This window comes from Tardiphaga sp. 20_F10_N6_6 (assembly GCF_052076045.1).
GTDB lineage: Bacteria > Pseudomonadota > Alphaproteobacteria > Rhizobiales > Xanthobacteraceae > Tardiphaga > Tardiphaga robiniae.
On record NZ_CP197239.1, the window covers coordinates 3,897,947 to 3,921,840 of the forward strand.

The following is a 23,894-nucleotide window of genomic DNA, read 5'->3' on the forward strand; positions in this document are numbered from 1 at the left end:
GCGCTTGGTGCCTGACGAGCGACCGTCCGCATGATCCGCAAAGGTTTGACGATGCAGCGTGGCCTGTCACGAACCTCCAGCCTGCCGGCGCGGACCGAGCTCGGCGATGCCTTGCGGGCCTGCCGCGGCGCCTTTCTGGGCGTCGGGCTGATGAGTTGCATGATTAATATCCTGTATCTGACCGGCTCGTTCTTCATGCTCGAGGTCTATGACCGCGTGCTGCCGAGCCGCAGCGTGCCGACCCTCGTCGGTCTCATCATCCTGGCCGGCGGACTCTACGTGGCCCAAGGTATTCTCGACCTGCTGCGCGGTCGCATTCTGGTGCGGATCGGCAGTTCGCTCGACGAGGCGCTGAGCCCCCGCGTGTTCCAGACCGTCGTGAGGCTTCCGCTCATCGCCGGCGGGCACAACGAAGGCCTGCAGCCGCTGCGCGACCTCGACAACGTTCGCTCGTTCCTCTCCGGCATGGGACCGAGCGCGCTGTTCGACCTGCCCTGGCTGCCGCTCTATCTGGCGATCTGTTTTGCGTTTCATCCGATGATCGGCGTTACCGCGCTGGTCGGCGCAGTTCTGCTGGTGGGCCTGACGATCCTCACGGAAATCATGACCCGCGAACCAGCGCGCGAGGCCAACGGACTTGCCGCTCGTCGCAGCGGCATCGCTTCAGCTAGCCGGCGCAATGCCGAAGTCGTCGTCGCGATGGGCATGGCCGGACGTCTGACGCAACGCTGGCGCGAGGCCAACGAGACCTATCTGGCCGGCAACCAGCGCACCAGCGATGTGGCCGGCGGTCTCGGTGCCATCGCCAAGGTCATGCGCATGATCCTGCAATCGGCGGTGCTCGGCGTCGGTGCCTATCTCGTGATCAATCAGGAAGCCACCGCCGGCATCATCATCGCGGGCTCGATCCTCAGCGCCCGCGCGCTGGCGCCGGTCGATCTGGCGATCGCGCACTGGAAGGGTTTTGTCACCGCCCGGCAGAGCTGGCATCGGCTCAACGGGCTTCTATACGCGTTGCCGGATCAGGCGGCTGTTACTCAGCTGCAGAACCCGTCGCAGAAACTGACGATCGAAGGCGTCAGCATAGCACCGCCGGGTGAGCAGAAGATCACGGTCAGCGACATCACGTTTGCACTCGCGGCCGGCAACGGCCTCGGCATCATCGGACCGTCGGGCTCCGGCAAGTCATCGCTGCTGCGCGCACTGGTCGGCGTCTGGAAGCCGGTGCGCGGTCATGTCCGGCTCGACGCCGCGGCGCTCGACCAATGGGCGCCGGACGATCTCGGCCGCCATATCGGCTATTTGCCTCAGGATGTCGAACTGTTCGCAGGCTCCATTGCCGACAATATCTGCCGTTTCGATCCCGACGCGAAGGATGACGACATCATCACTGCGGCAAGGCAGGCCGGCGTCCATGACCTCATCGTCGGCATGCGCGAAGGCTATGATACGCAGGTCGGCGATCACGGCGGCGTTCTGTCCGCCGGTCAGGCGCAACGCATCGCGCTGGCGCGCGCACTGTATGGCGATCCGTTCCTGATCGTTCTGGACGAACCGAATTCCAATCTCGATACCGAAGGCGATGAAGCGCTGACCAAGGCCGTGCGTGCGGCCCGTACGCGCGGCGCCATCGTCATCGTGGTTGCACACCGGCCGATCGGCATCGAAGGCGTCGACATGCTGCTGGTGCTGAAGGACGGTCGCATGCAAGCCTTCGGACCGAAGGAGACCGTGCTGGGTCAGGTGCTGCAGCGCCCAGCACCACAGCCGATCAAGATCGTCGCCGACGGCGGAGTAGCCAAGCCATGAGTGCGCCGCTCACAGGATCGCGCCGCTCGATCCGAATCCACCTCATTATCGGCCTCGTCGTTGTGCTCGTGCTCGCGGGCGGTTTGGGCGGCTGGGCATCGACGGCGCAGATCTCCGGCGCCCTGATCGCGCCCGGCTCGGTAGTTGTCGATTCCAACGTCAAGAAAGTCCAGCACCCGACCGGCGGCGTCGTCGGCGAAGTGCGCGCCCGCGACGGCGACCTGGTAAAGGCCGGCGATGTCGTCGTGCGCCTGGACGATACCGTCACCAAAGCCGGCCTTGCCATCGTCACCAAGAACCTCAACGGATTGTGGGCCCGTGCGGCGCGGCTGGAAGCCGAGCAGCGCGGCGTCGATCGTATTACGTTTCCACCGCAGCTTATCGAACAGATCGCAGATGACGACGTGAAGAACGTCATCGCCAGCGAAACGAAGCTGTTCAATGTGCGTTCGACCGGCCGCGTTGGCCAGAAGCAGCAGCTCCGCGAGCGCATCGCGCAGCTCAACGAGGAGATCGCCGGCCTCACCGCGCAGGAGACTGCCAAGACGCGCGAAATCGCGCTCGTGGAAAAGGAATTGGTCGGCGTCCGCGGATTGTTCGATCAACAGCTGGTGCAGATCTCGCGCCTGACCGTGCTGGAACGCGACGCCGCGCGCCTCGCCGGCGAACGCGCACAGTTCATCGCCGCCCGCGCCCAGGCCAAGGGCAAAATCACCGAGATCGAGCTGCAGATTTTCCAGATCGACAAGGACCTGGTCAGCGAAGTCTCCAAGGATCTGCGCGAGACCAATGACAAGATCGGCGAATTCGTCGAACGCAAGGTCACTGCGGAGGACCAGCTGCGGCGCATCGACATCCGCGCACCGCAGGACGGCATGGTGCTGCAATCCAGCGTGCACACGATCGGCGGCGTCATCACCGCGGGCGACGCCATTATGCTGATCGTGCCGCAGACCGACAATCTGTCAGTGGAAGCCCGGGTCAATCCACAGGACATCGACAAGCTGCAGATCGGCCAGAAGACGCTGCTGCGACTCTCTGCCTTCAACCAGCGCACCACGCCTGAGCTCAACGGCGCCGTCAGCCGCGTCTCGCCGGATACGACGACGGATCAGCGCACCGGGCAAAGCTATTACACGATCCGGATTTCGATGCCGGCGTCGGAAGTCGCCAAGCTCGGCGATGTGCGCCTGATCCCCGGCATGCCCGTCGAAGCCTTCGTGCAGACCGGCGACCGCACCATGCTGTCCTATCTCGCCAAGCCGCTGAGCGATCAGTTGATGCGCGCCTTCCGCGAGAAATGACCCGCCAGCCATGAAGCGCATGCGGCGAGTGATACGGCTGGCGCGGCGGTTCGGTTGGGCACGTGCATTCTGTCTTGTCTTGCTGCTGGGCCTCGCGCTGCTACGCATCGCTGACCCGCCCGCCATCGAGGAATTGCGGCTGCGCGTCTTCGATACCTATCAAGTGATCCAGCCACGGGTGAAGACGGCGAAGCCCGTTACCATCGTGGATATCGACGAGAAGAGCCTCGCAAAACATGGCCAGTGGCCGTGGCCGCGCACGCGTATCGCCGAACTTGTCACCAGGTTGAACCAGCTCGGCGCCGTCGTGACCGGCTTCGACATCGTATTCCCCGAACCGGACCGGCTGAATCCTGCGCTGGCGGCGGAGAGTTTTACAGGGCTCGATGACGAAACGCGTATCCGGCTGAAAGCATTACCCAGCAACGATCAGGTGCTGGCCGACGCCATCCGGCGCGGGCGCGTGGTGCTTGGCGAGTCCGGCCTGCCCTATGTCGTTTCGGAACTCGACAAGTCTCTGCCCCTGACGGGATTGGCCATGCTCGGCGGCGATCCACAGCCATTCATGTTGGCGTTTCCCGGACTGATCCGGAATATCGACCTGCTGGAAAAGGCAGCCATGGGACGCGGCCTGTTCACCATCAGTCAGGAGCGCGACGGTCTCGTGCGCCGCGTGCCCGTGATGATGCAGGCGCAAGGCATAGTCATGCCGTCGCTGAGCTTCGAGATGCTGCGCGCCGTCACCGGCACCGACACGATCCTGATCAAATCCGACCGCGCCGGCATCAAGAGCATTGCGGTCAAGGGTCTGGAGATTCCCACCGACAGCGAAGGACGGATCTGGGTGCATTTCGCCAAGCGCGATCCCAGTATCTATGTGTCGGCGTCCGACGTGCTCGATGGCACGGTGCAACCCGGCATGATCGCACGGCATCTGGTGCTGATCGGCACCTCGGCGGTCGGCTTGCTCGACACCAAAACGACACCGCTCGACGCAGTGATTCCCGGCGTCGAGGTTCATGCGCAGGTGCTGGAGAGTGCGCTCACGAAGACCGTGCTGTCGCAACCCGCCTATACGCGTGGCGCCGAACTGTGCATTGCGATCATTCTCGGCATTATCGTGATCTGTCTGGCCCCGATGTTCGGGCCGGTTACTCTGGTCATCATGGGCGCAGTATTCGCAGGACTGCTCGCCGGCACGTCTTGGTATTTCTACACGCAGCACCGTCTGCTGATCGACTTCACCTATCCGCTGCTTTCGACCACGCTGATCTATCTCACGCTCATCTTCAGCAATTTCGTGCGCGAGCAGGCGCAGCGCCGCCGCATCCGTTCGGCCTTCAGCCAGTATCTGTCGCCAGCCCTGGTCGCGCAGCTCGCGCAATCGCCGGAGAAGCTGGTGCTCGGCGGCGAGGAGCGCGAGATGACCATCATGTTCTCCGATGTGCGCGGCTTCACCACGATCTCGGAATCCTACAAGCACGATCCGCACGGCCTGACCACGCTGATGAACCGCTTCCTGACGCCGCTGACCAATGCGATCCTCGATCGCAAGGGCACCATCGACAAATATATGGGCGACGCTGTCATGGCGTTCTGGAACGCGCCGCTCGATGACGACCAGCACCAGATCAATGCCTGCCACGCCGCGCTCGACATGCTGGATCGCATCGATGCCCTGAACAAGCTGCGCGAAGACGAGGCCACGCAAGGCGGCCACGTCTATATCCCGATCAACGTCGGCATCGGCCTCAATACCGGCATCTGCGTCGTCGGCAATATGGGATCGGACTTGCGCTTCGACTATTCGGTGCTCGGCGACAGCGTCAATCTGGCTTCGCGCCTCGAAGGCCAGTCCAAGGAATACGGCTTCCCAATCATCGTCGGCTCGAAGACCGCGCTCGCCGTCAAAGACAAGTTCGCCATTCTTGAACTCGACTTCATCATGGTGAAGGGCAAGAAAGAACCGGAAGTGATCTACGCCATCGCCGGACGTGAGGACGTAACGCATTCGGAGCGCTTCCAGACGCTGCGCAACCTGACCATCGAAATGCTCGCCTGCTATCGTAGTCGCGACTGGGACGGCGCATTGTACGCCGTCGAGCGCGGCCGCAATTCCGATGTCGCGAATGCGCTCGAGAAGCTCTACGATCTCTATGAGAAGCGCATCCGCGCCTATCGGGAGACCCCGCCACCAGCGGACTGGAACGGCTCGTTTGCATTGCTGACGAAGTAATCCCACGTAGGGCACAATAGCAAAGCGTATTGCGCCAGCGGGCGGTGGGTTACGCTGCGCTAACCGACCCTACAATCTACGGATCAGATCTCGCGCAGTGCCCGCATGCTGGGCACGCTGACTTCGGCGAGCTTCAGATTGTCTTCGTTCTGGTCGATCGCCACATATTGCCCGTCCCAATAGGTCAGCGCGGTGTGCGGGACCGAGGTGATGACATCGCGGACGCGGCCGATGACGATGGCGTGGGAGTGGCGCTCGATGACTTCCTCGACGTCGCAGTCGATTGCGGCAAGGCTGCCGGCCAGCAGCGGCACGCCGGTTGCCCGGGTAACCCATTGCGCGCTAACGAAACGTTCTGCGCCCTTCAATCCGCCCTTGCCCGAAAATCGCTCGGCCACATCGAGCTGATCAGCCGACAAAATGTTGACACCGAAGGTGCCGTAGCGCTGCAGCAGCGGCCATGACGACGACTCCCTGTTGACGCTGACGATCAGTGTGGGTGGATCGACCGACAGCGACGAGACCGACGTCACCGTCATGCCGGTGATGTCCTTGCCACGCCCGACGGTGATCACGCTGACGCCGCCGGCCAGCACTCGCATGGCGCCACGGAATTCTTGCGAAGAGACCCCGCGATCAGAGGAAATCTCGCGATCGACGGTGATGTTACGAACGACGGAATTCATGGCAGCCTCGCAGGTCACAATAGTCTCACAAGCCAGTGGCGTCGGCTCCCGGGCCGAGCAGATTGCGCAGGATCGAACCTTCCAGCGCCGCAAGATCTGCCGAGCCGCGCTGCCGCGGCCGGGCGATATCGACATTGATATCGTGCGCGATGCGGCCGTCTTCAATCACAAGCACGCGATCTGCCAGCGCCACGGCCTCGGACACGTCATGCGTCACGAGAATCGAGGTGAAGGTCTGATCATGCCACACGCGACCGAGCAACTGCTGCATCGAAATACGCGTCAGCGCATCGAGTGCGCCGAGCGGCTCGTCGAGCGCCAGCACACGCGGATGGCTGACCAGTGCCCGCGCCAACGCGACACGCTGCTTCTGGCCGCCAGACAACACGGACGGCCATTGATCGCGCTTCTCGGCGAGGCCGACTTCCGTCAATGCACTTTCAGCGCGTGCCTTGGCATCGGCCGATGTCCGGTCGGTCCCCAGGCCCACTTCCACATTCGAGAGCACACTGGCCCATGGCAGCAGGCGCGGTTCCTGGAACATCACGCGGATGTCCTCCGGGCGGGTTTCCTCACCAAAGCTGATCGTACCGGCAGTCGGCTCGTCGAGGCCTGCGATCAAGCGGAGCAGCGTGCTCTTGCCGCAGCCGCTCTGGCCGACAATGGCGACGAACTGGCCGGCAGGAATATGCAGATCGACGCCGCGCAGCACTTCATTGCTGCCGAAGGATTTGCGGAGACCACGAATGGTCAGCGACAGTCCACGGGACTTCTGCTCGGACGGACGCCGCGCCTGCGTGGCGCGGGCCTGTTCGAAATCGACGGGCGCATCGATGACCTGAGCATCGGCATGGCTGAGGCGAAGAGACTGTTGCACGGTCATTTCAAATTCTCGCTTCCGAATTTCGCTCAATGTTTCTGAAAAGCCGGGTGCCAGGACAATGTCAGTCGTTCCAGCGCGCGCGAGGCGCTGTCGGCGACCTTACCTAGCAGCGCATAGATCAGGATGCTGAGCACCACGACGTCGATCTGCATAAATTCACGCGCCTGCATCGCCATGTAGCCAAGGCCCGACGAGGCCGCGATGGTTTCGGCCACGATCAGCGTCAGCCACATGATGCCGAGCGCAAAGCGCACGCCGACGAAGATCGATGGCAGCGCGCCCGGAAAGATCACGCGGCGGAACAGTTCGCTGTTGCGCATGCCGTAGATGCGGCCCATCTCGATCAGCTGCGGATCGACCGTGCGAATGCCGTGCAGCGTGTTGAGATAGATCGGGAAGAATACGCCAAGCGCAACCAGGAACAGCTTGGCCGACTCATCGATGCCGAACCACAGGATGACCAGCGGGATCAGCGCCAGATGGGGCACGTTGCGCACCATCTGCAGCGTCGTGTCGGTGAGCTTGCTGCTGAGCTGGGACAGACCGTTGGCCAGACCGAAGGCAAAGCCGATGCTGCCGCCGATTAGGAAACCGACGGACGCACGCCAGAACGACACCCAGATATTCTGAGCGAGTTCGCCCGAGAGCAACAGCTTCCAGCCAGCCAAGGCAACATCGGTCGGTGCCGGCATCACCCGCGCCGGCACGTAGCCGGTCACGCACGCGGCCTGCCACATGAGCAGGATGACCAGTGGCACGATCCATTGGGTCAGGCCATCGATGCGTGGCAGGCGAAAGCTGCGAACGCGGGGAAGGATTTCAACAATGCTCATGATGGGTGCCTGTCGGAATTACGAGGCGCTCTGCGCGCGATGCTCATTGGCAACGATTTCACCGACCGGGCCGGTGCGCGTGCGTAGCGATGTGACGTTGTCGTGCTGTTGCAGCGACAGCAGCGGAAAGACGAGCTCGGCGAAGCGATAGGCCTCCTCGAGATGCGGATAGCCGGACATGATGAATGTATCGACGCCGACGTCCTGATATTCCTTGATGCGCGCCGCCACCGTCTGCGCATCGCCAACCAGCGCCGTACCGGCTCCACCACGTACGAGGCCAACACCGGCCCAGAGGTTCGGGCTGATTTCGAGCTTGTCGCGGCGACCGCCATGCAGCTGCATCATGCGCTGCTGACCGACGGAGTCCTGCCGCGCCAATGTCTTCTGCGCGTTGGCAATGACGTCGTCGGTGACATATTGAATGAGTTCGTCGGCGGCCTTCCAGGCCGCCTCGTTGGTCTCGCGCACGACCACATGAAGACGGATGCCGAAAGACAGCTTGCGGCCGCGCTTTTCGGCAGCAGCCTTGACGCGCGCAACCTTCTCGGCGACCAGCGCGGGCGGTTCGCCCCAGGTGAGATACTTGTCGACAGTGTCCACCGCGACATCGATGCCGGCATCCGACGAGCCGCCGAAATACAGCGGTGGGCGCGGCGACTGCACCGGCGGGAAGATCAGGCGACCGTCTTCAATCTGGATATGCTTGCCCTGGACATTGACGGTCTTGCCGGCCAGCAGGTCGTTATAGACGTTGAGGAATTCGCGTGTGACGGCATAGCGCTCGTCATGCGGCAGGAAAATGCCGTCGCCCTTGTTCTCGACCGGATCGCCGCCGGTCACGACATTGATCAGGAGGCGACCGTTGGTGACGCGGTCCAGCGTTGCGGTCATGCGCGCGGCGACGCTCGGCGATTGCAGGCCCGGCCGGACGGCCACGAGATAGCGAAGCTGTTCGGTCCACGGGGCCACAGCGGATGCGACCACCCATGAATCCTCGCAGCTGCGCCCCGTAGGCAGCAGCACGCCGAAATAGCCCAGCTGATCGGCGGCCTGCGCGATCTGACGGAGATATTTGAAGTCGATGTCGCGCGCACCATGGGTCGATGCCAAATAGCGTCCATCGCCGTGGGTCGGCAGGAACCATAGAACATTGGCTTTGGATGGATTGCTCATCGGTGACGTCTCTCTCGCATCGGGCGACCATTGCGGCACCGCGAGAGGATGGTGTCATGACATAAGTCTGTCGAGTGGCCTGGGAAAATAGCGACGCGCGCACTGTGACTTACATCAATGACGAGGCGTTCCTTTCAAACTTCCGGGCATATGCAGCGCATTTTTCTCCACCAATCCTGCATCCCGCAGCGATCACAACCGCGTGGGTCGGAATGCAAGAGCCCGACCGGCGATCAGCGCGACTGAGTGGAGAATTTCATGCTGAGATCGCGGCGCGTGCCACTCAGATTGTTTTTCTCAAAGGCTCGTCATGAGAATGATCGTGCACGCCCTTATTGAGCAATCTGGCGCTTTCGCCGCCGTCATTGACGCTTTGTTAATGACGTCAGCACCGCTACCGGTCCAAATCGTGCGGCATTTACACAACTACCCGCGTTTTGCGAACCGATTTAACCAAATCGACAAGGCGTTTTGCGAGGCTCGGCCACCATGCAGAACGCATCCGCCCCAGGCTCGTCGGCCTCTCCAATAGACAGCGACCGCCCGACCGCAACCTCTTCGACCGAGGCTGCTACCGGATTCGTGGATAGCGATGCCGCACGCGAATTGGAGATGCTGCGCGAGATCGTACGCATGCTGCCGGCCTCCGTCACTGTGCAAGACGATCAGGGCGACTTTCTGCTGGTAAATGACGCCGCGGCAATCCAGTTCAATGCATCGGCAGACCAGTTCAACAGACCCGATCCGCAGTCGGATTTTCTGGTGCAGGCACTGACGCATCGACGCAAGACTGCACTCGACCTGCTGCAGTCCGGCCGCTCCGCGGTGTTCGAGGAACGCGTCAATTCCGAACGCGACCGGCGCGTGTTCCTGACCACGCATCGCCCGGTGCGTATCGGTGACCGCAGCGTGATACTGTCCAGCGCCACCGATGTGAGCCGGCAGAAGGAGATGGAAGAAGAGCTGTTTCGCCGCGCCTATTACGACGAGCTGACCGATCTGCCGACGCGGCGCGTGATCGAGAAACATGTCGGCGACATCATTGGCCATTCCGGCGAGACATCACATTTCGCGCTGGCCTTCCTCGACATCGACAATTTCAAGCACATCAACGACTATTACGGTCACAGCGTCGGTGATGCGCTGCTGGTGCAGTTCGCCAAGCGACTGGCGCTCGACCTGCGCGGCACCGACATGCTGTCGCGGATTTCCGGTGACGAATTCCTGCTGCTGCTGAACCCGATCCAGAGCCAGCAGGAGGTCGCCGAATATCTGGAGCTGCTGGTGCAGCGGCTGCGCGCTCCGTTTTTCATCGACGGCTCCGAAGTATTCGCCTCTGCATCGATCGGTGTCAGCCTCTATCCCGAACACGGCCGCAACTATGACGCGCTGCATCAGAACGCCGATATCGCGATGTATCGCGTGAAGAATGAGACCAAGGGCGCTGCGGTGTTCTTCGACTCCAGCATGGAGAGCGAGGCGCTGACCCGCATGGCCACCGAACAGTCATTGCGGCTGGCGATTCTCGACAAGCGGTTCTGCTGCGCGTTTCAGCCGAAGGTCGATATCCGCAGCCAGGAGATCAAGGGTATCGAGGCCCTGGTGCGCTTGCGTAACGACGATGGCGTGATCCAGGCGCCCAGCACCTTCATCAATCTGGCGGTCGAACTCGGCCTGATTGATGAGCTCACCCATCTGGTGCTCGCCGAGATCATGAAGTCGATCGACCTGATCGACGAGACCTTCGGCGCCACCGCCAGTATCAGCATCAACGTCGCCGCCAAACAGGCTGGCAATCCGGAATTCATGCGCACCTTTGCCAGGGCGATCGAGGAGACCGGCTGCCCGACGCGCTTCATGGTCGAAGTGACCGAAGACGCATTCGTCGCCAAGACGCATTTCCAGGACGACATCCTGCCGATGTTCCGCGCGCTTGGCGTCGGTATCTCCATCGACGATTTCGGCGTCGGCTATTCGTCGTTGTCGGCGCTGGCGGATATCACCGCCGACGAAATCAAGATCGACCGATCCTTCATTACGGACATCCACAAGCGCCCGCGCAGCCAAGGCATTCTCCGCGCCATCGAGTCGCTCAGCGAGGCGCTGGGCATGACCGTGATCGCCGAAGGCGTCGAGACCTTCGAAGAACTGGCCTATCTTCAGGCCGCGACCAAGATCCGCTATGCGCAGGGCTATTATTTCTCCAAGCCGATTTTTCTGGAAGAACTGCAGCCACAGGCACGCACCAGTAGCGACCTGCGCGGTGCATCATCGGCTCGTCCGGCAGCAGATGCCCGCCCCGCCTATTCCCGCTCCGGCGGCCGGGGTTATTGAGGCACCGCCCTCTCCCCGTCATTGTCATCCCGTAACCACATCCCATCTGTTAAGGGACTGAAAACCGCGCGCTACGCATCACCAGAGAGCCCCCATGCCCGTCGTCCCGCTGTTTCTGAATATCCTCTGGATCGTGTTCGGCGGATTGGGAATGGCAGTCGGCTGGCTAATCGCGGCCGTTGTGATGGCCATCACCATCATCGGCCTGCCCTGGGCCCGCGCCGCCTTCAATATCGCCGCCTATACGCTGCTGCCGTTCGGCCAGCGCGCCGTTGACCGCGAGGCCGTCACCGGCCGCGGCGACATTGGCACCGGCGTTTTCGGCCTCCTCGGCAACATCATCTGGCTGGTGCTGGCAGGCTGGTGGCTGGCGATCGGCCATCTCCTGGCGGCGCTGGCCCTGGCGATTACCATCGTCGGCATCCCCTTTGCCTGGGCACATCTGAAGCTCGCCGGCATCGCACTCTGGCCGATCGGCAAGGTCATCGTACCGGCCTAACGCGCATTGCGTTGAACGAATTCAAATTTTCTCGTTGAGACTGCGCCGCGCATACGCGTGATTAACTATTTCGCTCAATGGTGAAACGAGGTGGGCCTCGGGCGCCGGAGTGATTATGCGTAAACTTCCTTTTTTGATCGTTGCAGGTTCTTTCACGGCGGTTGTCGCCGCGGGCGCTGGCGCCTGGCATTTCTTCGGGCCCGCCGGCGCTCAGACCAGTGCGAAAGCCGATAAAGGCGAGCTCACCACCGCCTCGATCGACACGCGCGTGCCGAAGTCGAATTCGACCGCACCGGCCGAGCCGGCGCCGCGCGTGCAGGCTGTCGCAGCCGCACCGGCTGCCATGCCCGTGGCTCCCGCGGTGGAAAAGCGCCCGGCCATCGCCAAGCCCGTCTGCAACAATCCGAACGCGCTCGGCGTGTCACGCACCGTGCAGATCGACACCACCGGCGGCCCCGGCCTCGGCATGTCGCAATATCGCGACTATGACTTCCTGCAGCCCGGCGAAGTCGTGCTGACCTTCGACGACGGCCCGTGGCCGGTGACCACGCCTGCCGTGCTGGCTGCGCTCAGCGCGCAATGCGTGCAGGCCGTGTTCTTCCCGATCGGCAAACATGCCACCTGGCATCCCGCAGTGTTGAAGCAGGTGATCGCGGCCGGCCATTCGGTTGGCACCCATACCTGGTCGCACCAGAATCTGGCCAGCAAGACCCCACAGGAAGCCAAGGACGAGATCGAGCGCGGCATCAGCGCCATCACCCTGATGGCCGGGCAGCCGCTGTCGCCCTTCTTCCGTTTCCCGCAATTGCGCCAGAATGCGGAGCTCAAGGCCTATCTCGCCGAGCGCAACATCGCCGCCTTCTCCATCGACATCGATTCCGAGGACTTCCGCATCCACAATGCCGGCAAGCTGGTTGCCTCGGTGATGGAAAAGCTGAAGAAGAAGGGCAAAGGCATCATCCTGATGCATGACCTGCACAAGTGGTCCGCCGCCGCGGTGCCGGACTTGCTCGCTCAGCTCAAGGCCGGCGGCTACAAGGTCGTGCATATCCGCGCCAAGGACACGCTGCCGACGATCGCAAGCTACGACGCCGCCATCGCCGCCGAGCTGCAGCCGGTGAAAACCAGCAATGCGCGCCCGATTTCCAACGTGATCCAGACGGTCGACTAGCACCTGATCCACTCGGGTTGAACCCAATCGAGGCCGGGGCGGCACCGCTGCCCCGGCCTTTTTGTGTTTCGTGGCGAGGCCCGCGGCGAAACAAAACGATCCCCGGACGAAACCATTTTCCGCACCGACGCAGACCGCCCGAAACCGGGCATGGTTATCCATCTGTCCAACGAAGCGGCACACAGCGCCGCCCAACAGGGACAGTCACATGCGCATCATCGGTTTCATCCTTGCCTTCTCGTTCGCCTTTGCCGGTCCGTCATTCTCTGGCACCGCGATGAACGACCTGCCGGGTATCGGCACCTTTTCCTACAACGGCGCGCAGATTGCCCCTGATACGGCGACCGCGAAATTCGCCTATCTGACGCTCACGCGTCGCGCCTGATCGCACCCCTCCCCTCCGATATCCCCAGACACAGAAAGCCATCACCATGACCTCATTCAGCGCACATCTGATCGGACACACCCTCAAGGCCGCCACTGTCGGCGCAATCCTGATGCTGTCGGCGACGGCGAGCCATGCCCAGTCGGCGAGCCCTTTTGCCGGCTTTGACGGATCGTGGAGCGGCAGCGGCACCGTGTCGCTGTCGGATGGCTCCTCCGAACAAATTCGCTGCCGCGCCACCTACAACGTCGTCGGCGGTACCGCGCTGAAACAGTCCCTCCGCTGCGCCAGCGACAGCTACAAGTTCGAACTCAGCAGCGATGTGAAGAGCCAGGGTAATCAGGTGACCGGCACCTGGGGCGAAGCCAGCCGCAATATCTTCGGCAATCTGCAGGGCAGCGCCGGCGGTGGCCAGATCGATGTCTTCGTCGAGGCCGCCGGCTTCGCCGCCAACCTGACGCTGACGACCAAGGGCAACAAGCAGCTGGTCTCGATCAGCTCCAAGGGTCAGATCCGCGACGTCTCGATCAATATGATCCGGAGCTGAGGCAGAACCTATGCGGCTTGATGCTGTCGACCCACAGCATCAAGCCCACTGCCTGACACGAGTGTTTTGATGCCCGGTTGCCGCCTGCGCCTGATCACGCGAAGCAGTGGGTTTTCAATTGTGAGATGCACGATGATGCCCGCGCCGCCGGCTATGGCGACATAACACAGCATCATCATTGTCGATGCTTCGGGCGTCGGCAGCTGAAGCCATCGCTCATTACCTGTTTTCATGACGTCGAAAACGATCGGATGCGTGAGATAGATGGCGTAGGACGCATTGCCGATCAGAATAAGCGGCTGCCAGGTTATGGCACCGCCGGCATATTCGACAAACAGCGCACTGGCGACAATCACGACCGGCGCGGCTGCGGCGAGCGCCATATAGACCGACGGCGTGACGCTGTTTGCCCATAGCGGTCCCACGAATTGGGACCCATAGCAGAGTGTGACGAGTGCGGCGCCGATCCAGACAATGGAGCGTTGTGGTGCAGCGGGAGCAAAAACCTGCAACGCATAGAAGATCGCGATCCCGGCGATGAAGAACTTCGTATAGTCGAAGGACAGATAGTGGCAGGCAGCCGCCATGCAGACGGCGGCCGCGGCATAGTTCAACGCCACCAGGCATCCGACAACGATCAGCGGCGCCAGACGGCGGCTGATCACAAGCGCGGCTGCGAAGATCAGATAAAAATACACCTCGTAGTTCAGCGACCAACCGACATTCAGGATCGGATATTTGTCACCGATCGGCGCGAACATCAGGCTACGGCCGACATAGGCCCAGAGCGGCTCGGACGAACGGCCATCCAACGGCTTTGCCCATGTCTCTGCCTCAAGCAGCGCAGATCCGAACATCACGACAAGAAGCACGGCTGTGCACAGCCAATAGAGCGGTGCGATCCGCTCCAGGCGCTTAGCGAGAAAATCGTCATCACCCTTCCGGGTGATGAAACACATGATGAAGCCGGAGATGACGAAGAAGGTGGAGACCCCGAAGAATTCGGTGTGCCAATCGCCCGCGAACTTGTAGCCGGTGTGGAAGAACACCACACCAAGGGCAGCTACGCCGCGCAACACCTGCAGATTTGACAGCATGGGGCTCCCTCGACCGCCCGTCGCGGTCGGGGGCAAACCTCTGGCAGAGACGAGAGTTCCGCCGATCCGGAACTCTTGCGGGACAAAGAAGGCGGCGAGGTGACGCCAGCGGTCAGAAGCCGTAAAGCCGCGCCGGGTTGTCGACCAGGATTGTCTTGCGAATGGCGGCGTCGGGCGCCCACATCGCGAGCTGGTTCAGCAGGCGGCCATCGTCGATCTGATGGAGCGGCGTGACGTCCGTCGGCTTCTTGCCGGGCGGTGTCACCGAATCCGGATGCGGCCAGTCGGTGCCCCAGATGATCCGCTCCGGATTGGCCGCGATCAGCGCCTTCGCCAGCGGTGCGACGTCCGGGTAATCCGGCCCTTGCGTCGAAGCGCGGTAGGCGCCGGAAATCTTCACATAGGCCTTGCCGGCTTTGACGAGGTCGAGCAGGTCCGCAAAGCCCGGCTGATCCAGCCCGAGCTTGGCTTCCGCGCCGCCGAAATGATCGAATACCAGCGGCATCGGCGCACTGGCAACAACCTCCTTGATCGCAGATACCAATGGCAGATTGGTGAACATCTGGATGTGCCAGCCGCGCGTCTTCATGCGCTCGATCGCAGCCAGCAGACGCTGCTTGCCGATGGCGGGGTCGCTCACGCCGCTGGTCGCAAGATTGATCCGCATGCCGCGAATGCCCGCGGCCGTCATGGCGTCGAGCTCGCTCTCCGGTGTCTTGTCATCGATGACAGCAACGCCGCGCGCGTCGCTGCCGCGCGCCTTCATGCCGAACAGGGTCGCCGAATTATCAGTACCGTAGATGCTGGGCGTGACGATCACCACGCGCTTGACGCCGAGTGCCTTGTGCAGCGCCGCCATTTCCTCCGGCGACGCCAGTTCCGGCGTGTAGACGCGGCCTGCAAAAAACGGGAATTTTTCGGGATCGCCATGAATATGAGTGTGACAGTCGCAGGCGTCTGCAGGCACCTGGAAATTCACCGGCGTCGCCGGCTGCGCGGCCTTGCCAACCGCAAATCTATTGCTGAGCACGACCGCTCCCGCGATTGAAGAGAGCAGAACACCGCGTCTTGTGAACATTGGTTCCTCCCTGATGTCGTGACGCCATTTTGGGCCGGCGTTCACTTGATTGAGGCCAACGTGATCGTTTCGCGATCCATGTCAAGTGTGCTTCCACATGCTGCAAAGCGAAGACGACGGGGATCGCGCTCCTGCTGCACAGCCCGATGCCAAATTGGCTGTGCAGCAGCTCGCTCGCAGTCATGTCACGGTTTGCGGACGGTCACGCGCAGGAACGTCGCCTTCACCGATGTCGTCGAAGGATCGGAGCTTCTGTTCTGGCTCTCGAAGAGCTTTACAAGCTCGCCCTTCAAGGTGTCGGCGCGACCGTCTTTTTCAGCCGCATCGAAGGCATTCATGGTCGGGCCGTAATATGCCTTGAACTGGTCGACGAACTTTGCCGGCGGTCCGGCAAAGTTGAATTCGTAGGAGTCACGAGCGAATGAGATATTTGGCTTCGGAATGCCGGCCGAGGTGAAGCGCTCGACAACATTGTCCTCGAGCCCCCAGGTCATGGGACTTACGAACCCTTCCGGCGGAGGAGGCGAGTAGGATGAGCTGATCTTGAGAATCTGCGCCACCAGAGTGGGATCGTTCGGGATCCAGTTTCCCATCACAATCCGGCCGCCCGGCCGCGTGACGCGAACCATTTCCCTGGCAACATCCGATGGCCGGGGCGCGAACATCGCGCCAAAGATGCTGACAACGAGATCGAAACTGTCGTCCTTGATATCTTTCAGATTCGACGCATCGCCTTCCTGAAAACGACACGTAAGCCCTTCCGCCATCGCGCGCCTGTTGCCAGCCTCCACCAGATTGCGTGCAATATCGACGCCCGTGACATTTGCCCCGGCTTTTGCTGCTGGAAGCGCTGTCGTGCCATCTCCGCATCCAAGATCGAGCACATCACTTCCGCGCGTGATCCCTATCGACGCGACAAGCGCTTCGCCGCTGGCACGCATCGTCTCAGCGATACGGGTGAAATCACCTTTCTCCCAAAGAGCCTGGTTGGGATTCATAGGACATCCTCCAATGTTCGACATGGGAACGGCCGGCGCCTGGGTCGGTTCGCAGAACGGCGCCTGGGTAGCCGGAGTTATGTCACTCGGCTCCTGTTCTAGGTTCAGCATTCACGATCGGACGTCCCGCTGCCAAACACAGCGTGATTGAGCAAATGGACGAGGTTCCGGGACAATCACGGGGGGCGCAACCTGGTCCCCTCGCCCCCTCGAAATACCCCACACACCCGCGGCGCGAGCGCTTCTGCGCATCCCGCCCCGATCCGAACGTGCGACCGTCGCCCGAAAGAGGGCACGCGCACTCCAACCGAGCCATTTTCGCCGAATCCGGCCCCGGCCAGCCGTTGCCGCCGCCCGGCCAATCGGCTAAATGGACGCTCAAGCACCCGTAGCTCAGCTGGATAGAGCGTTGCCCTCCGAAGGCAAAGGTCACACGTTCGAATCGTGTCGGGTGCGCCAGATCTTGCCGCGCCGCGCTAGGCGGCCTTTGCGGGGTCAAGCCCAACGGATTGCGCCTCAGAGCTTTGCCTCCGTTAAGCCGTTCGACCATCAGCACGCAGCGTCTCGTCGATGACATAATCGACCATCGCGTCCTGCAGATGATATTTGCGAACATGCTCGCGCAGATCCAGTGCCATCTGGCGCAGATGCGGCTTGTCGCTCAGTCCGCGCTCGATCACGGCCGACAGACTGCCCGGGGTTACGTCGTACAACAGAACATGCTCGTGTTCTCGAACGGGCGCGTGACGCTCGACCGTCGGATAGTTGAGAACCGGCACCGTCAGGCATTGCGCCGCCTCGGCGGTTCGATAGCACTCCCAGCTATAGCCCGACGGCGACCAGGCCAGCCATGCGCTGGAAAGCCGCCGCAGGAACTCGTCATGCGGTAGCCTCTCATGCGGAATATCGACCTTGAGACCCTTGCTTCTCAACGCCTCGAGTTCTGAAAGACCGACACGGCGCACCCACGAATTTTCCGCAACCTCGCCAACGAAAAACACGTCAGATGTCTTTTCCGGAGGTTCGCTATCGGTATCGACCCTTGTTGCAGGAAGCGAAATGGGGCGGATCTTCGCCAGACGTTCGTTCCAGCGCCGATTGCGCCGTATGCGCCGCGTCGGAAGTGCCGGATGGGCCGAGTGGCAGAGAATGTGCCACCGATCGACGGGAAGCTCGCGTTTAAAAGCCGCGGTAGCCTTGTCGAGCAGAAAAAAGTTATGCGAGCCGACGATGAAGGCGTCGTTCATATCCAGAACGGCGATCGGCACGGGAGGCTTCACGAATCGTAGCCAGGAGACGCCGAACACTCTTGTCATCGCGGAGAGCGGGCGAAGCGGCTGCCGGAAGAAAGCGCGTAGCCAGTAGCGCGGATGCCACGCCGGGCGTAGTGGCATATAGACGATGATCAGGTTGTATTTCCCGCGTCGCGCCTCACGCATCGCTTTGATGAATCGCCAGGGCGTGCAGTCGGCAAAGCCTTTCGCCGCTCGCCCGCGAGGGATCGGACGTTCCCCCGTCCAAAGCACATCCGTCTCTTCGGGATAGATATCCTTGCAGTAGTGCCAGGAGCCCAATTCGAGGATTCTCGGTCTGGTCCTATTTGGGCTTTCTGCCGTCGCACTCACCGATGGAATTCCTTAACAGACGAGGCCAGATCACGGGAGTTGCAATAGAACGGGTATCACCATCACGGATTGATGCGCGACACGACATGAATGCAACAAAAAAGCGCGTCTGACGAGGGCGAAGAAGGCTGCAACATGCCCGTCTGCAAGCGTTTTTGGCGAGCTGGCCTCAAGGCGCCTTTTAGCCTCTCCCAAAGCCGCCTGCGATCCGACACCCTTCATCCGCTTGCTGCACCGGCTGCAGTATCTACAACACTCGGCGGGGACCGCTGCTCAACCTGTTGAAGGTCGGCGGGCATTCCAATTTTCGCTTTCCGCACCGCGACCGCTGACGCGGCAGGATCAGTCGATGAGCGACCCCCGCGCCACCACCCATATTCCATGTCTTCAACTGGGTGCACCACGCGCTGCAGCCACATCCTCTACAGGACATGATGAAGCATGACATCCTGAGCGCGCGGCGGACTGGATCCATACCTGGTTGGTCATGAAGCTGATCGCATATCAGGGTGGACAAGGCCGAGCGTCGGCACGTCAGATAACCGAACTGTCGGAGCTGAAGGACAGGCGCCAACAAGACAATCAATGTCGAGCGAATGCCAAAGGCAGAGCCCATGCCGCAATGCGGCGGGAGCACCATGCCGGTCCTCTTTCAAATCGATCCACTCCAACGACCTTGGTGACAGAAGGTCGTCAACAAGGGACTCGTTTTGAATGGATCGAATTTGACAATTCGCAACGTGACTCAGTCGGCAGTGCCTTGTGGCTCGGGCGGCTCCTGATCAGGCGCATCACCAAGCGCCTTTCCCCGGGCGAGACTCCGTTCTTCCTGCACCCTGATATTATGCATCAGAGCTGTGAGGCGACGGCCGGTGATGGGCTGACCATCACCCTGGGTAACGCCCTGCGCAGCAAGGCCCGCAGCAATCTCGGTCCACGTCGCGCCGTCTTCACGGTGCATCCGTTCCAGTTCCCGAAGGTTCTTTCGAATAATTTCAGTCGCGCCAGATTTGATCTTGCCGATCGGCGAATCCTGCCGTTCGGCTTTCAACAATTTCACGTAATCGCGAAGGCTTTTGAGATCGATATCCATGGCCACGGCAATAGTGTCGGTTTCTTAAAACGCCACTTCATCAACCGATGAATAGCCCCTATCGATCTATTATCAAGATTTACGGCATTTAACTCAATGCGCGGATTTACCGATTTGATCTGATAGACTTTGGAGTGAGGCAGCTCGACTCATCTATATTTTTACGAATCAATTTCAATATTCTTTGGGTCGACTTTAATTTGATTGTCGCGCATCTCATTGATCGTGCGTGCGCCATTCTCCATTATTCGATCAAATCGCCACCCCGTGACGATCGTGAGATGGGCGGCTAGCATCTCGCGACCACACGAAGACCACACCGATAACTACACAACTCCTATGCGCTCTTGTGCACGACATATCGGTGCGGACGGCACCCCATCATCGTTCGAACAATCTGCATCGTCGTGCGATGAAGATCGACCGTCGGTTGATCGTTTGCGCACACATCTATCTCGACGGCTTCGCGCAAGCTTCGCTTGTTACGCCGCTCTTACGATTTGATTGCCACTGCAGACAGTCATGACCAATGCAAAGATCAGCATGACGATGTCCAAGAAACCGTCGGATTCACAGTCGACCGCTGTGGAAAACGGCAGCCTGTTTCGTGAGCAATCACCGAATTCACACTCCACGCCAAAACCTCATATCGCTGCTGCCGCTGCGATCGACGAGCTTCTGGCCAGCGAAGCGCGGGCGAATATGCAACGCGCTCGCATTTCCACCCGCGAAGAGCCGATCAAGGCAAAGGTGCGCTTCACTGTGCCGCCCGCCCGTATTGTCGCAAGACCGTTACAATCGCCGGCATGGAAAGCTCCATTCTTCTCCCTGGCGATGGTCGTCGGCCTGTCAACGCTCGTTTCCGCTGGCGCGATTGCCTATCTGCTCCTGCGGCCGATGACATCTTCAGCCGTATCTGATGCGGATCTTCGCAGCATTCGCGATTCCGTCGCGCAGCTACGACGGCAAGTTGCGGAGATGACCGGCGATGTGGCGAGCAGTCGCGCTGCCGCTGAAGCTGCCCGTACGCAGGCCGCCGAACAGGCGAGCCGCGCACAAGATCGCGCCGACCGCGAACAAACCGCTCTGGCTGCGAAATTTGCACGCATTGCCGATGAGAAAGCGCAAGCGGTACAGGTCGCAGCCACGCTGACGAATACTGCCGATATCACCGGCACGGTGCAGCCTCAGGCGCAACGGCCAGCAAATACGTCACGCGAAGTTATTCCCGGCTGGCACGTGCGCCGCGCCTATGATGGCGTCGCAGTGCTCGAGGGGAAGACCGGCGTGATTGAGGTCGTGCCGGGGCAGGATGTCCCTGCTCTCGGGCGGATCCAGGAAATCAAGAACGAAAACAACCGCTGGCAGGTTCTGACCAGCAGAGGCGTCATCCTTTCAGGTCGCTGAATTGATGCCTCGATCTGACTGATCGATACTAACGGCCACGCACAGGCAGGATGCTCGTGACACGCTGGATGACTACCAAGGACGACGCCGACAAGATCGGCAACTTCGGATTCGTATCGAGCGATCCGAGCGCCCTATATGGCACGCTCTTGAGAGCGGATATCAGTATTGGCCGATGCCGACTGATATCGGACCCACGCAATCGCATGTTGCTGCCCCGCACATGACGAACAGACTCTCGCTCCATATGCCCGCGCACGACAATCAATGCGTTTTGCCGTGTGGTACTGCACTGGTTCAAACCGGTGAAGTGGCGATTGCATCTGTGACGACACGCTGTGAGATAGTTCGATGCAAAAAGAGGCCGACTAAATCGTCGCCCTTCATGAATTATCCACTTGTTAGTTTGCTTCAACTGCATGGTTTGCATGCACGACTCTTTGCAAATTTGTGCACCTCGACTACTTGATGATGCGGTATCATCTTGATGACCAGTATGCCGATTCGCGTGTGTGACAACTCGGGCAAGTTCAGCCGATCAAAGCGCCAGATATCGACGATACGGCACGCGATCGGCCACCTCCCCCGTTTTGACATTAGCGTTGGTTCGGTTCTGCCACCGACCGTGCACGACCATGAGATGTCATGTCGTGTTCACATAGCGAGAGGGAGCTCTCTGAAACTACGGATGAATGCAAGCCGGAGAATGTGAGCTGACCGCATCACAGCATTGGGTATCCCGTAAAAAGCGACCGGGCCTCCCATTTGCAAGTCAACGAATCGCTCAAAGGCCCATCCATCCGCTCAAGTAACTGTTGTGTTGCGTCTTCAAGACAAAAATGGGGCGAGTGCGCCTAATTCGACCCCATAACGATATCAAGGCGAACACGCAGGGGATTAAAATGTTTGTTGTAATCGATGACCGAGAGGGCGTCACACAAGGCTATGCGGCCGGGTTTGATCGCGAAGGGGTTGTATCGATTGGCTTCACTTCTACAGACTTTCGCGATTGGCTGGAATGTGCCGTTGGTAATGATTTAACTGTCATTCGGGCCTTTCTGCTGGGCGATTGTCCGGATCGGACGAGCATCCCATCCAGTATCCGCAACAGGTCACGGGCGCCGATTATTGCGCTCAACAGCCTGAAGCACCTCAAGCAGACCATTGAGTTATTCGAAGCTGGCGTCGATGACGTCGTTCACGCACCGGTCCACGTCCGCGAGATCATGGCACGAACGGCAGTTATTCGCCGCCGCACCATCGATCAGCATGAACCGGCACAAACGAGCGTAATTCGTGTCTTTCTCGATGGCCGCGACCCGGAGGTTGCCGGTCGCACTTTGATTCTGCCACGACGCGAACTACGCATTCTCGAACACCTGGTCGGGCATCAGGGCAAATGGCTGACGAAGACCCAGCTCTTCAACGCCATCTACGGTCTGTTCGATGCCAGCTTCGATGAGAATGTGATCGAAAGCCATGTGAGCAAGCTGCGCAAGAAGCTACGCGATCATCTCGGCTTCGACCCGATCGAATCGAAGCGTTATATGGGTTACCGGCTGGACGATCTGAAGTCTCGTCCCGCTCACGAAGCGCCTATTTCAAAGGCGAACTAAGGCTCACGCCTTACGCGCAAGAGGACGCCGACTACGGCGTTGGCGTCCACCGCCTCCTCGAACTGCTGTGCAAGACACAGAGCTTCTCGCGCAACACGAAGTACCACACATCCACCACGCTAGATCATCGAGTATCACCGTACCACAGCGATGACCACTCGCTGTAGTCTCAGCGGCGAATCTGATCCTTCGACACATAGTTGAAATCCTGCACCAGGACTTCCTGCAGCGCGTCCGTCTGCAGACGCTTGTTGACCTGCGCGCGCACCGTCTGTGCGAATTGTGTGAGGTCGTAACGACCGAGATTCTTGAAATCGAGCTTCTGGTCGCCATAGATCATACGGAATGCTTCATCGACGACGAACGGCTCCGGCGGCACCGGCAGCTGACGCAGGACTTTGGCGTTAGCGGTGAAGACGAGTTGGGTGACGATATAGCCCTGAACGCTGCCGTCAGCGATCATCGGCACATTGATCACCTTGACCTTTTCATAAACCAGACCTTCAGGTTGGTCCTGCTTCGCGGGCAATGCGGCCGCAGTCTCCTTCCAGTAGGAGATCCCGAAACTGGTACCCACAGTGACGAGGCAGGCCCAAATGCCCGTGATCAGCAGCTTCATCATTTGCGCTTGCCTGCGATCGCCAGGGAATAGGTGCCGTCCGATTCAACCTCCTGGATCGAACGCGCGATGATGGCCGAGACCTCACGCACCGCATCGAGATGGATCTGTAACGCCGCTTGATTACGAATCAGGCTGGCGCGCAACAGTGTGAGTTGCGGCGCGACACGCGGATCGTTCTTGATGTCCTGAGTCAGCCGCATCGCGCGAGTCAGCTCGAGCAGACCACGGTTCTTGCGCTGGCTGAAGCCGTCGAAATCCACTACGGCGCGAACCTCAAGCTTCTCCGTCTCTTCGTCGATGGTTGCTTTCAACCGATCAATCGCGGTCAGCGCGCTACTTTGGGTGCCGAGCCATTGGCCAGGCGTATCGTCCCCCTCGCCGAAAATGGGGGCCTCCTGCACAGCCGATTCAGGAAGGTCGGTCTCAGGCAAGGCCAGAGCCTGCGCCTCGACGGGGATGACTGAGGTCTGCTGTTCGATCTGTTCCATGTCGATC

Annotated in this window: 21 protein-coding genes and 1 tRNA gene; 12 read left to right on the forward strand and 10 right to left on the reverse strand. The window is 60.6% G+C overall.

What is annotated here, in order from left to right; genetic code table 11:
• Nucleotides 1-51: 51 nt before the first annotated feature.
• Genes AB7813_RS18730 through AB7813_RS18740 form a run of 3 tightly spaced genes read left to right on the forward strand, consistent with a single transcriptional unit; the run spans nucleotide 52 to nucleotide 5,349 of the window.
• Nucleotides 52-1,809: a type I secretion system permease/ATPase gene (locus tag AB7813_RS18730; protein WP_439065931.1), complete on the forward strand. Its 1,758-nt coding sequence runs from the start codon at nucleotides 52-54 to the stop codon at nucleotides 1,807-1,809.
• Nucleotides 1,806-3,113 (forward strand): HlyD family type I secretion periplasmic adaptor subunit, encoded by a 1,308-nt coding sequence (locus tag AB7813_RS18735; RefSeq protein WP_439065314.1) that lies wholly within the window; start codon nucleotides 1,806-1,808, stop codon nucleotides 3,111-3,113. Before AB7813_RS18730 ends, AB7813_RS18735 begins: the two co-directional genes overlap by 4 nt.
• Nucleotides 3,114-3,123: 10 nt before the next feature.
• Complete coding sequence (locus AB7813_RS18740; RefSeq protein WP_439083855.1) at nucleotides 3,124-5,349, forward strand: CHASE2 domain-containing protein; 2,226 nt, start codon at nucleotides 3,124-3,126, stop codon at nucleotides 5,347-5,349.
• Between the two features lie 83 nt (nucleotides 5,350-5,432).
• Here the strand turns inward: AB7813_RS18740 and AB7813_RS18745 are convergent, their stop codons facing one another.
• Genes AB7813_RS18745 through ssuD form a run of 4 tightly spaced genes read right to left on the reverse strand, consistent with a single transcriptional unit; the run spans nucleotide 5,433 to nucleotide 8,927 of the window.
• The gene (locus AB7813_RS18745) at nucleotides 5,433-6,035 is read right to left on the reverse strand and encodes a flavin reductase family protein (protein ID WP_439065316.1); all 603 of its coding nucleotides are present in this window, start codon (nucleotides 6,033-6,035) and stop codon (nucleotides 5,433-5,435) included.
• Nucleotides 6,036-6,060: 25 nt separating this feature from the next.
• Nucleotides 6,061-6,912 (reverse strand): ATP-binding cassette domain-containing protein, encoded by an 852-nt coding sequence (locus AB7813_RS18750; RefSeq protein WP_439065932.1) that lies wholly within the window; start codon nucleotides 6,910-6,912, stop codon nucleotides 6,061-6,063.
• 32 nt (nucleotides 6,913-6,944) lie between these two features.
• On the reverse strand, nucleotides 6,945-7,751 hold the full coding sequence (locus AB7813_RS18755) for an ABC transporter permease subunit (protein WP_439065317.1): 807 nt from the start codon (nucleotides 7,749-7,751) through the stop codon (nucleotides 6,945-6,947).
• 18 nt (nucleotides 7,752-7,769) lie between these two features.
• The gene (gene ssuD / locus AB7813_RS18760; protein ID WP_068730429.1) at nucleotides 7,770-8,927 is read right to left on the reverse strand and encodes an FMNH2-dependent alkanesulfonate monooxygenase; all 1,158 of its coding nucleotides are present in this window, start codon (nucleotides 8,925-8,927) and stop codon (nucleotides 7,770-7,772) included.
• A 612-nt stretch (nucleotides 8,928-9,539) separates the two neighbouring features.
• On the opposite strand from ssuD, the gene AB7813_RS18765 reads away from it, so the two are divergent.
• From AB7813_RS18765 to AB7813_RS18785, 5 genes are all read left to right on the forward strand, one after another.
• Nucleotides 9,540-11,261, forward strand: a complete 1,722-nt coding sequence (locus tag AB7813_RS18765) for a putative bifunctional diguanylate cyclase/phosphodiesterase (protein WP_439060562.1) — start codon at nucleotides 9,540-9,542, stop codon at nucleotides 11,259-11,261.
• Nucleotides 11,262-11,355: 94 nt separating this feature from the next.
• Nucleotides 11,356-11,760 carry a YccF domain-containing protein gene (locus AB7813_RS18770; protein WP_093757646.1) on the forward strand — a complete coding sequence of 135 codons (405 nt, stop codon included), beginning with the start codon at nucleotides 11,356-11,358 and terminating at the stop codon, nucleotides 11,758-11,760.
• Between the two features lie 115 nt (nucleotides 11,761-11,875).
• Nucleotides 11,876-12,931, forward strand: coding sequence for a polysaccharide deacetylase family protein (locus AB7813_RS18775; RefSeq protein ID WP_309941977.1), 1,056 nt, complete (start codon nucleotides 11,876-11,878; stop codon nucleotides 12,929-12,931).
• A gap of 208 nt (nucleotides 12,932-13,139) precedes the next feature.
• A complete protein-coding gene (locus AB7813_RS18780; protein WP_175369197.1) occupies nucleotides 13,140-13,316 on the forward strand; it encodes a hypothetical protein in 177 nt (58 codons plus the stop codon).
• 46 nt (nucleotides 13,317-13,362) lie between these two features.
• Nucleotides 13,363-13,863, forward strand: coding sequence for a hypothetical protein (locus AB7813_RS18785; protein WP_309941971.1), 501 nt, complete (start codon nucleotides 13,363-13,365; stop codon nucleotides 13,861-13,863).
• Nucleotides 13,864-13,871: 8 nt separating this feature from the next.
• Here AB7813_RS18785 and AB7813_RS18790 read toward each other — a convergent pair whose 3' ends face one another.
• From AB7813_RS18790 to AB7813_RS18800, 3 genes are all read right to left on the reverse strand, one after another.
• A complete protein-coding gene (locus AB7813_RS18790; RefSeq protein WP_439060099.1) occupies nucleotides 13,872-14,960 on the reverse strand; it encodes an acyltransferase family protein in 1,089 nt (362 codons plus the stop codon).
• 112 nt (nucleotides 14,961-15,072) lie between these two features.
• Nucleotides 15,073-16,038 (reverse strand): amidohydrolase family protein, encoded by a 966-nt coding sequence (locus tag AB7813_RS18795; protein WP_439065318.1) that lies wholly within the window; start codon nucleotides 16,036-16,038, stop codon nucleotides 15,073-15,075.
• A 185-nt stretch (nucleotides 16,039-16,223) separates the two neighbouring features.
• The gene (locus AB7813_RS18800) at nucleotides 16,224-17,147 is read right to left on the reverse strand and encodes a class I SAM-dependent methyltransferase (RefSeq protein WP_441228256.1); all 924 of its coding nucleotides are present in this window, start codon (nucleotides 17,145-17,147) and stop codon (nucleotides 16,224-16,226) included.
• A 271-nt stretch (nucleotides 17,148-17,418) separates the two neighbouring features.
• Between AB7813_RS18800 and AB7813_RS18805 the strand changes: the two genes are divergently transcribed.
• Nucleotides 17,419-17,495 (forward strand) — tRNA-Arg (locus AB7813_RS18805).
• Between the two features lie 74 nt (nucleotides 17,496-17,569).
• Here the strand turns inward: AB7813_RS18805 and AB7813_RS18810 are convergent.
• Nucleotides 17,570-18,610 carry a glycosyltransferase family 1 protein gene (locus tag AB7813_RS18810; RefSeq protein WP_439083853.1) on the reverse strand — a complete coding sequence of 347 codons (1,041 nt, stop codon included), beginning with the start codon at nucleotides 18,608-18,610 and terminating at the stop codon, nucleotides 17,570-17,572.
• 538 nt (nucleotides 18,611-19,148) lie between these two features.
• Between AB7813_RS18810 and AB7813_RS18815 the strand changes: the two genes are divergently transcribed.
• The 3 genes from AB7813_RS18815 (at nucleotide 19,149) to AB7813_RS18825 (ending at nucleotide 22,777) form a co-directional block, all read left to right on the forward strand.
• Complete coding sequence (locus AB7813_RS18815) at nucleotides 19,149-19,805, forward strand: hypothetical protein (RefSeq protein ID WP_147421587.1); 657 nt, start codon at nucleotides 19,149-19,151, stop codon at nucleotides 19,803-19,805.
• Nucleotides 19,806-20,339: 534 nt separating this feature from the next.
• A complete protein-coding gene (locus AB7813_RS18820) occupies nucleotides 20,340-21,161 on the forward strand; it encodes a hypothetical protein (protein ID WP_441228257.1) in 822 nt (273 codons plus the stop codon).
• Nucleotides 21,162-22,063: 902 nt separating this feature from the next.
• On the forward strand, nucleotides 22,064-22,777 hold the full coding sequence (locus AB7813_RS18825) for a response regulator transcription factor (RefSeq protein WP_175369205.1): 714 nt from the start codon (nucleotides 22,064-22,066) through the stop codon (nucleotides 22,775-22,777).
• 169 nt (nucleotides 22,778-22,946) lie between these two features.
• Here the strand turns inward: AB7813_RS18825 and AB7813_RS18830 are convergent, their stop codons facing one another.
• Nucleotides 22,947-23,399, reverse strand: coding sequence for a hypothetical protein (locus tag AB7813_RS18830; RefSeq protein ID WP_175369206.1), 453 nt, complete (start codon nucleotides 23,397-23,399; stop codon nucleotides 22,947-22,949).
• Nucleotides 23,396-23,887 carry a hypothetical protein gene (locus AB7813_RS18835; protein WP_231078766.1) on the reverse strand — a complete coding sequence of 164 codons (492 nt, stop codon included), beginning with the start codon at nucleotides 23,885-23,887 and terminating at the stop codon, nucleotides 23,396-23,398. The genes AB7813_RS18830 and AB7813_RS18835 overlap by 4 nt, the downstream gene beginning before the upstream one ends.
• Between the last annotated feature and the right edge of the window lie 7 nt (nucleotides 23,888-23,894).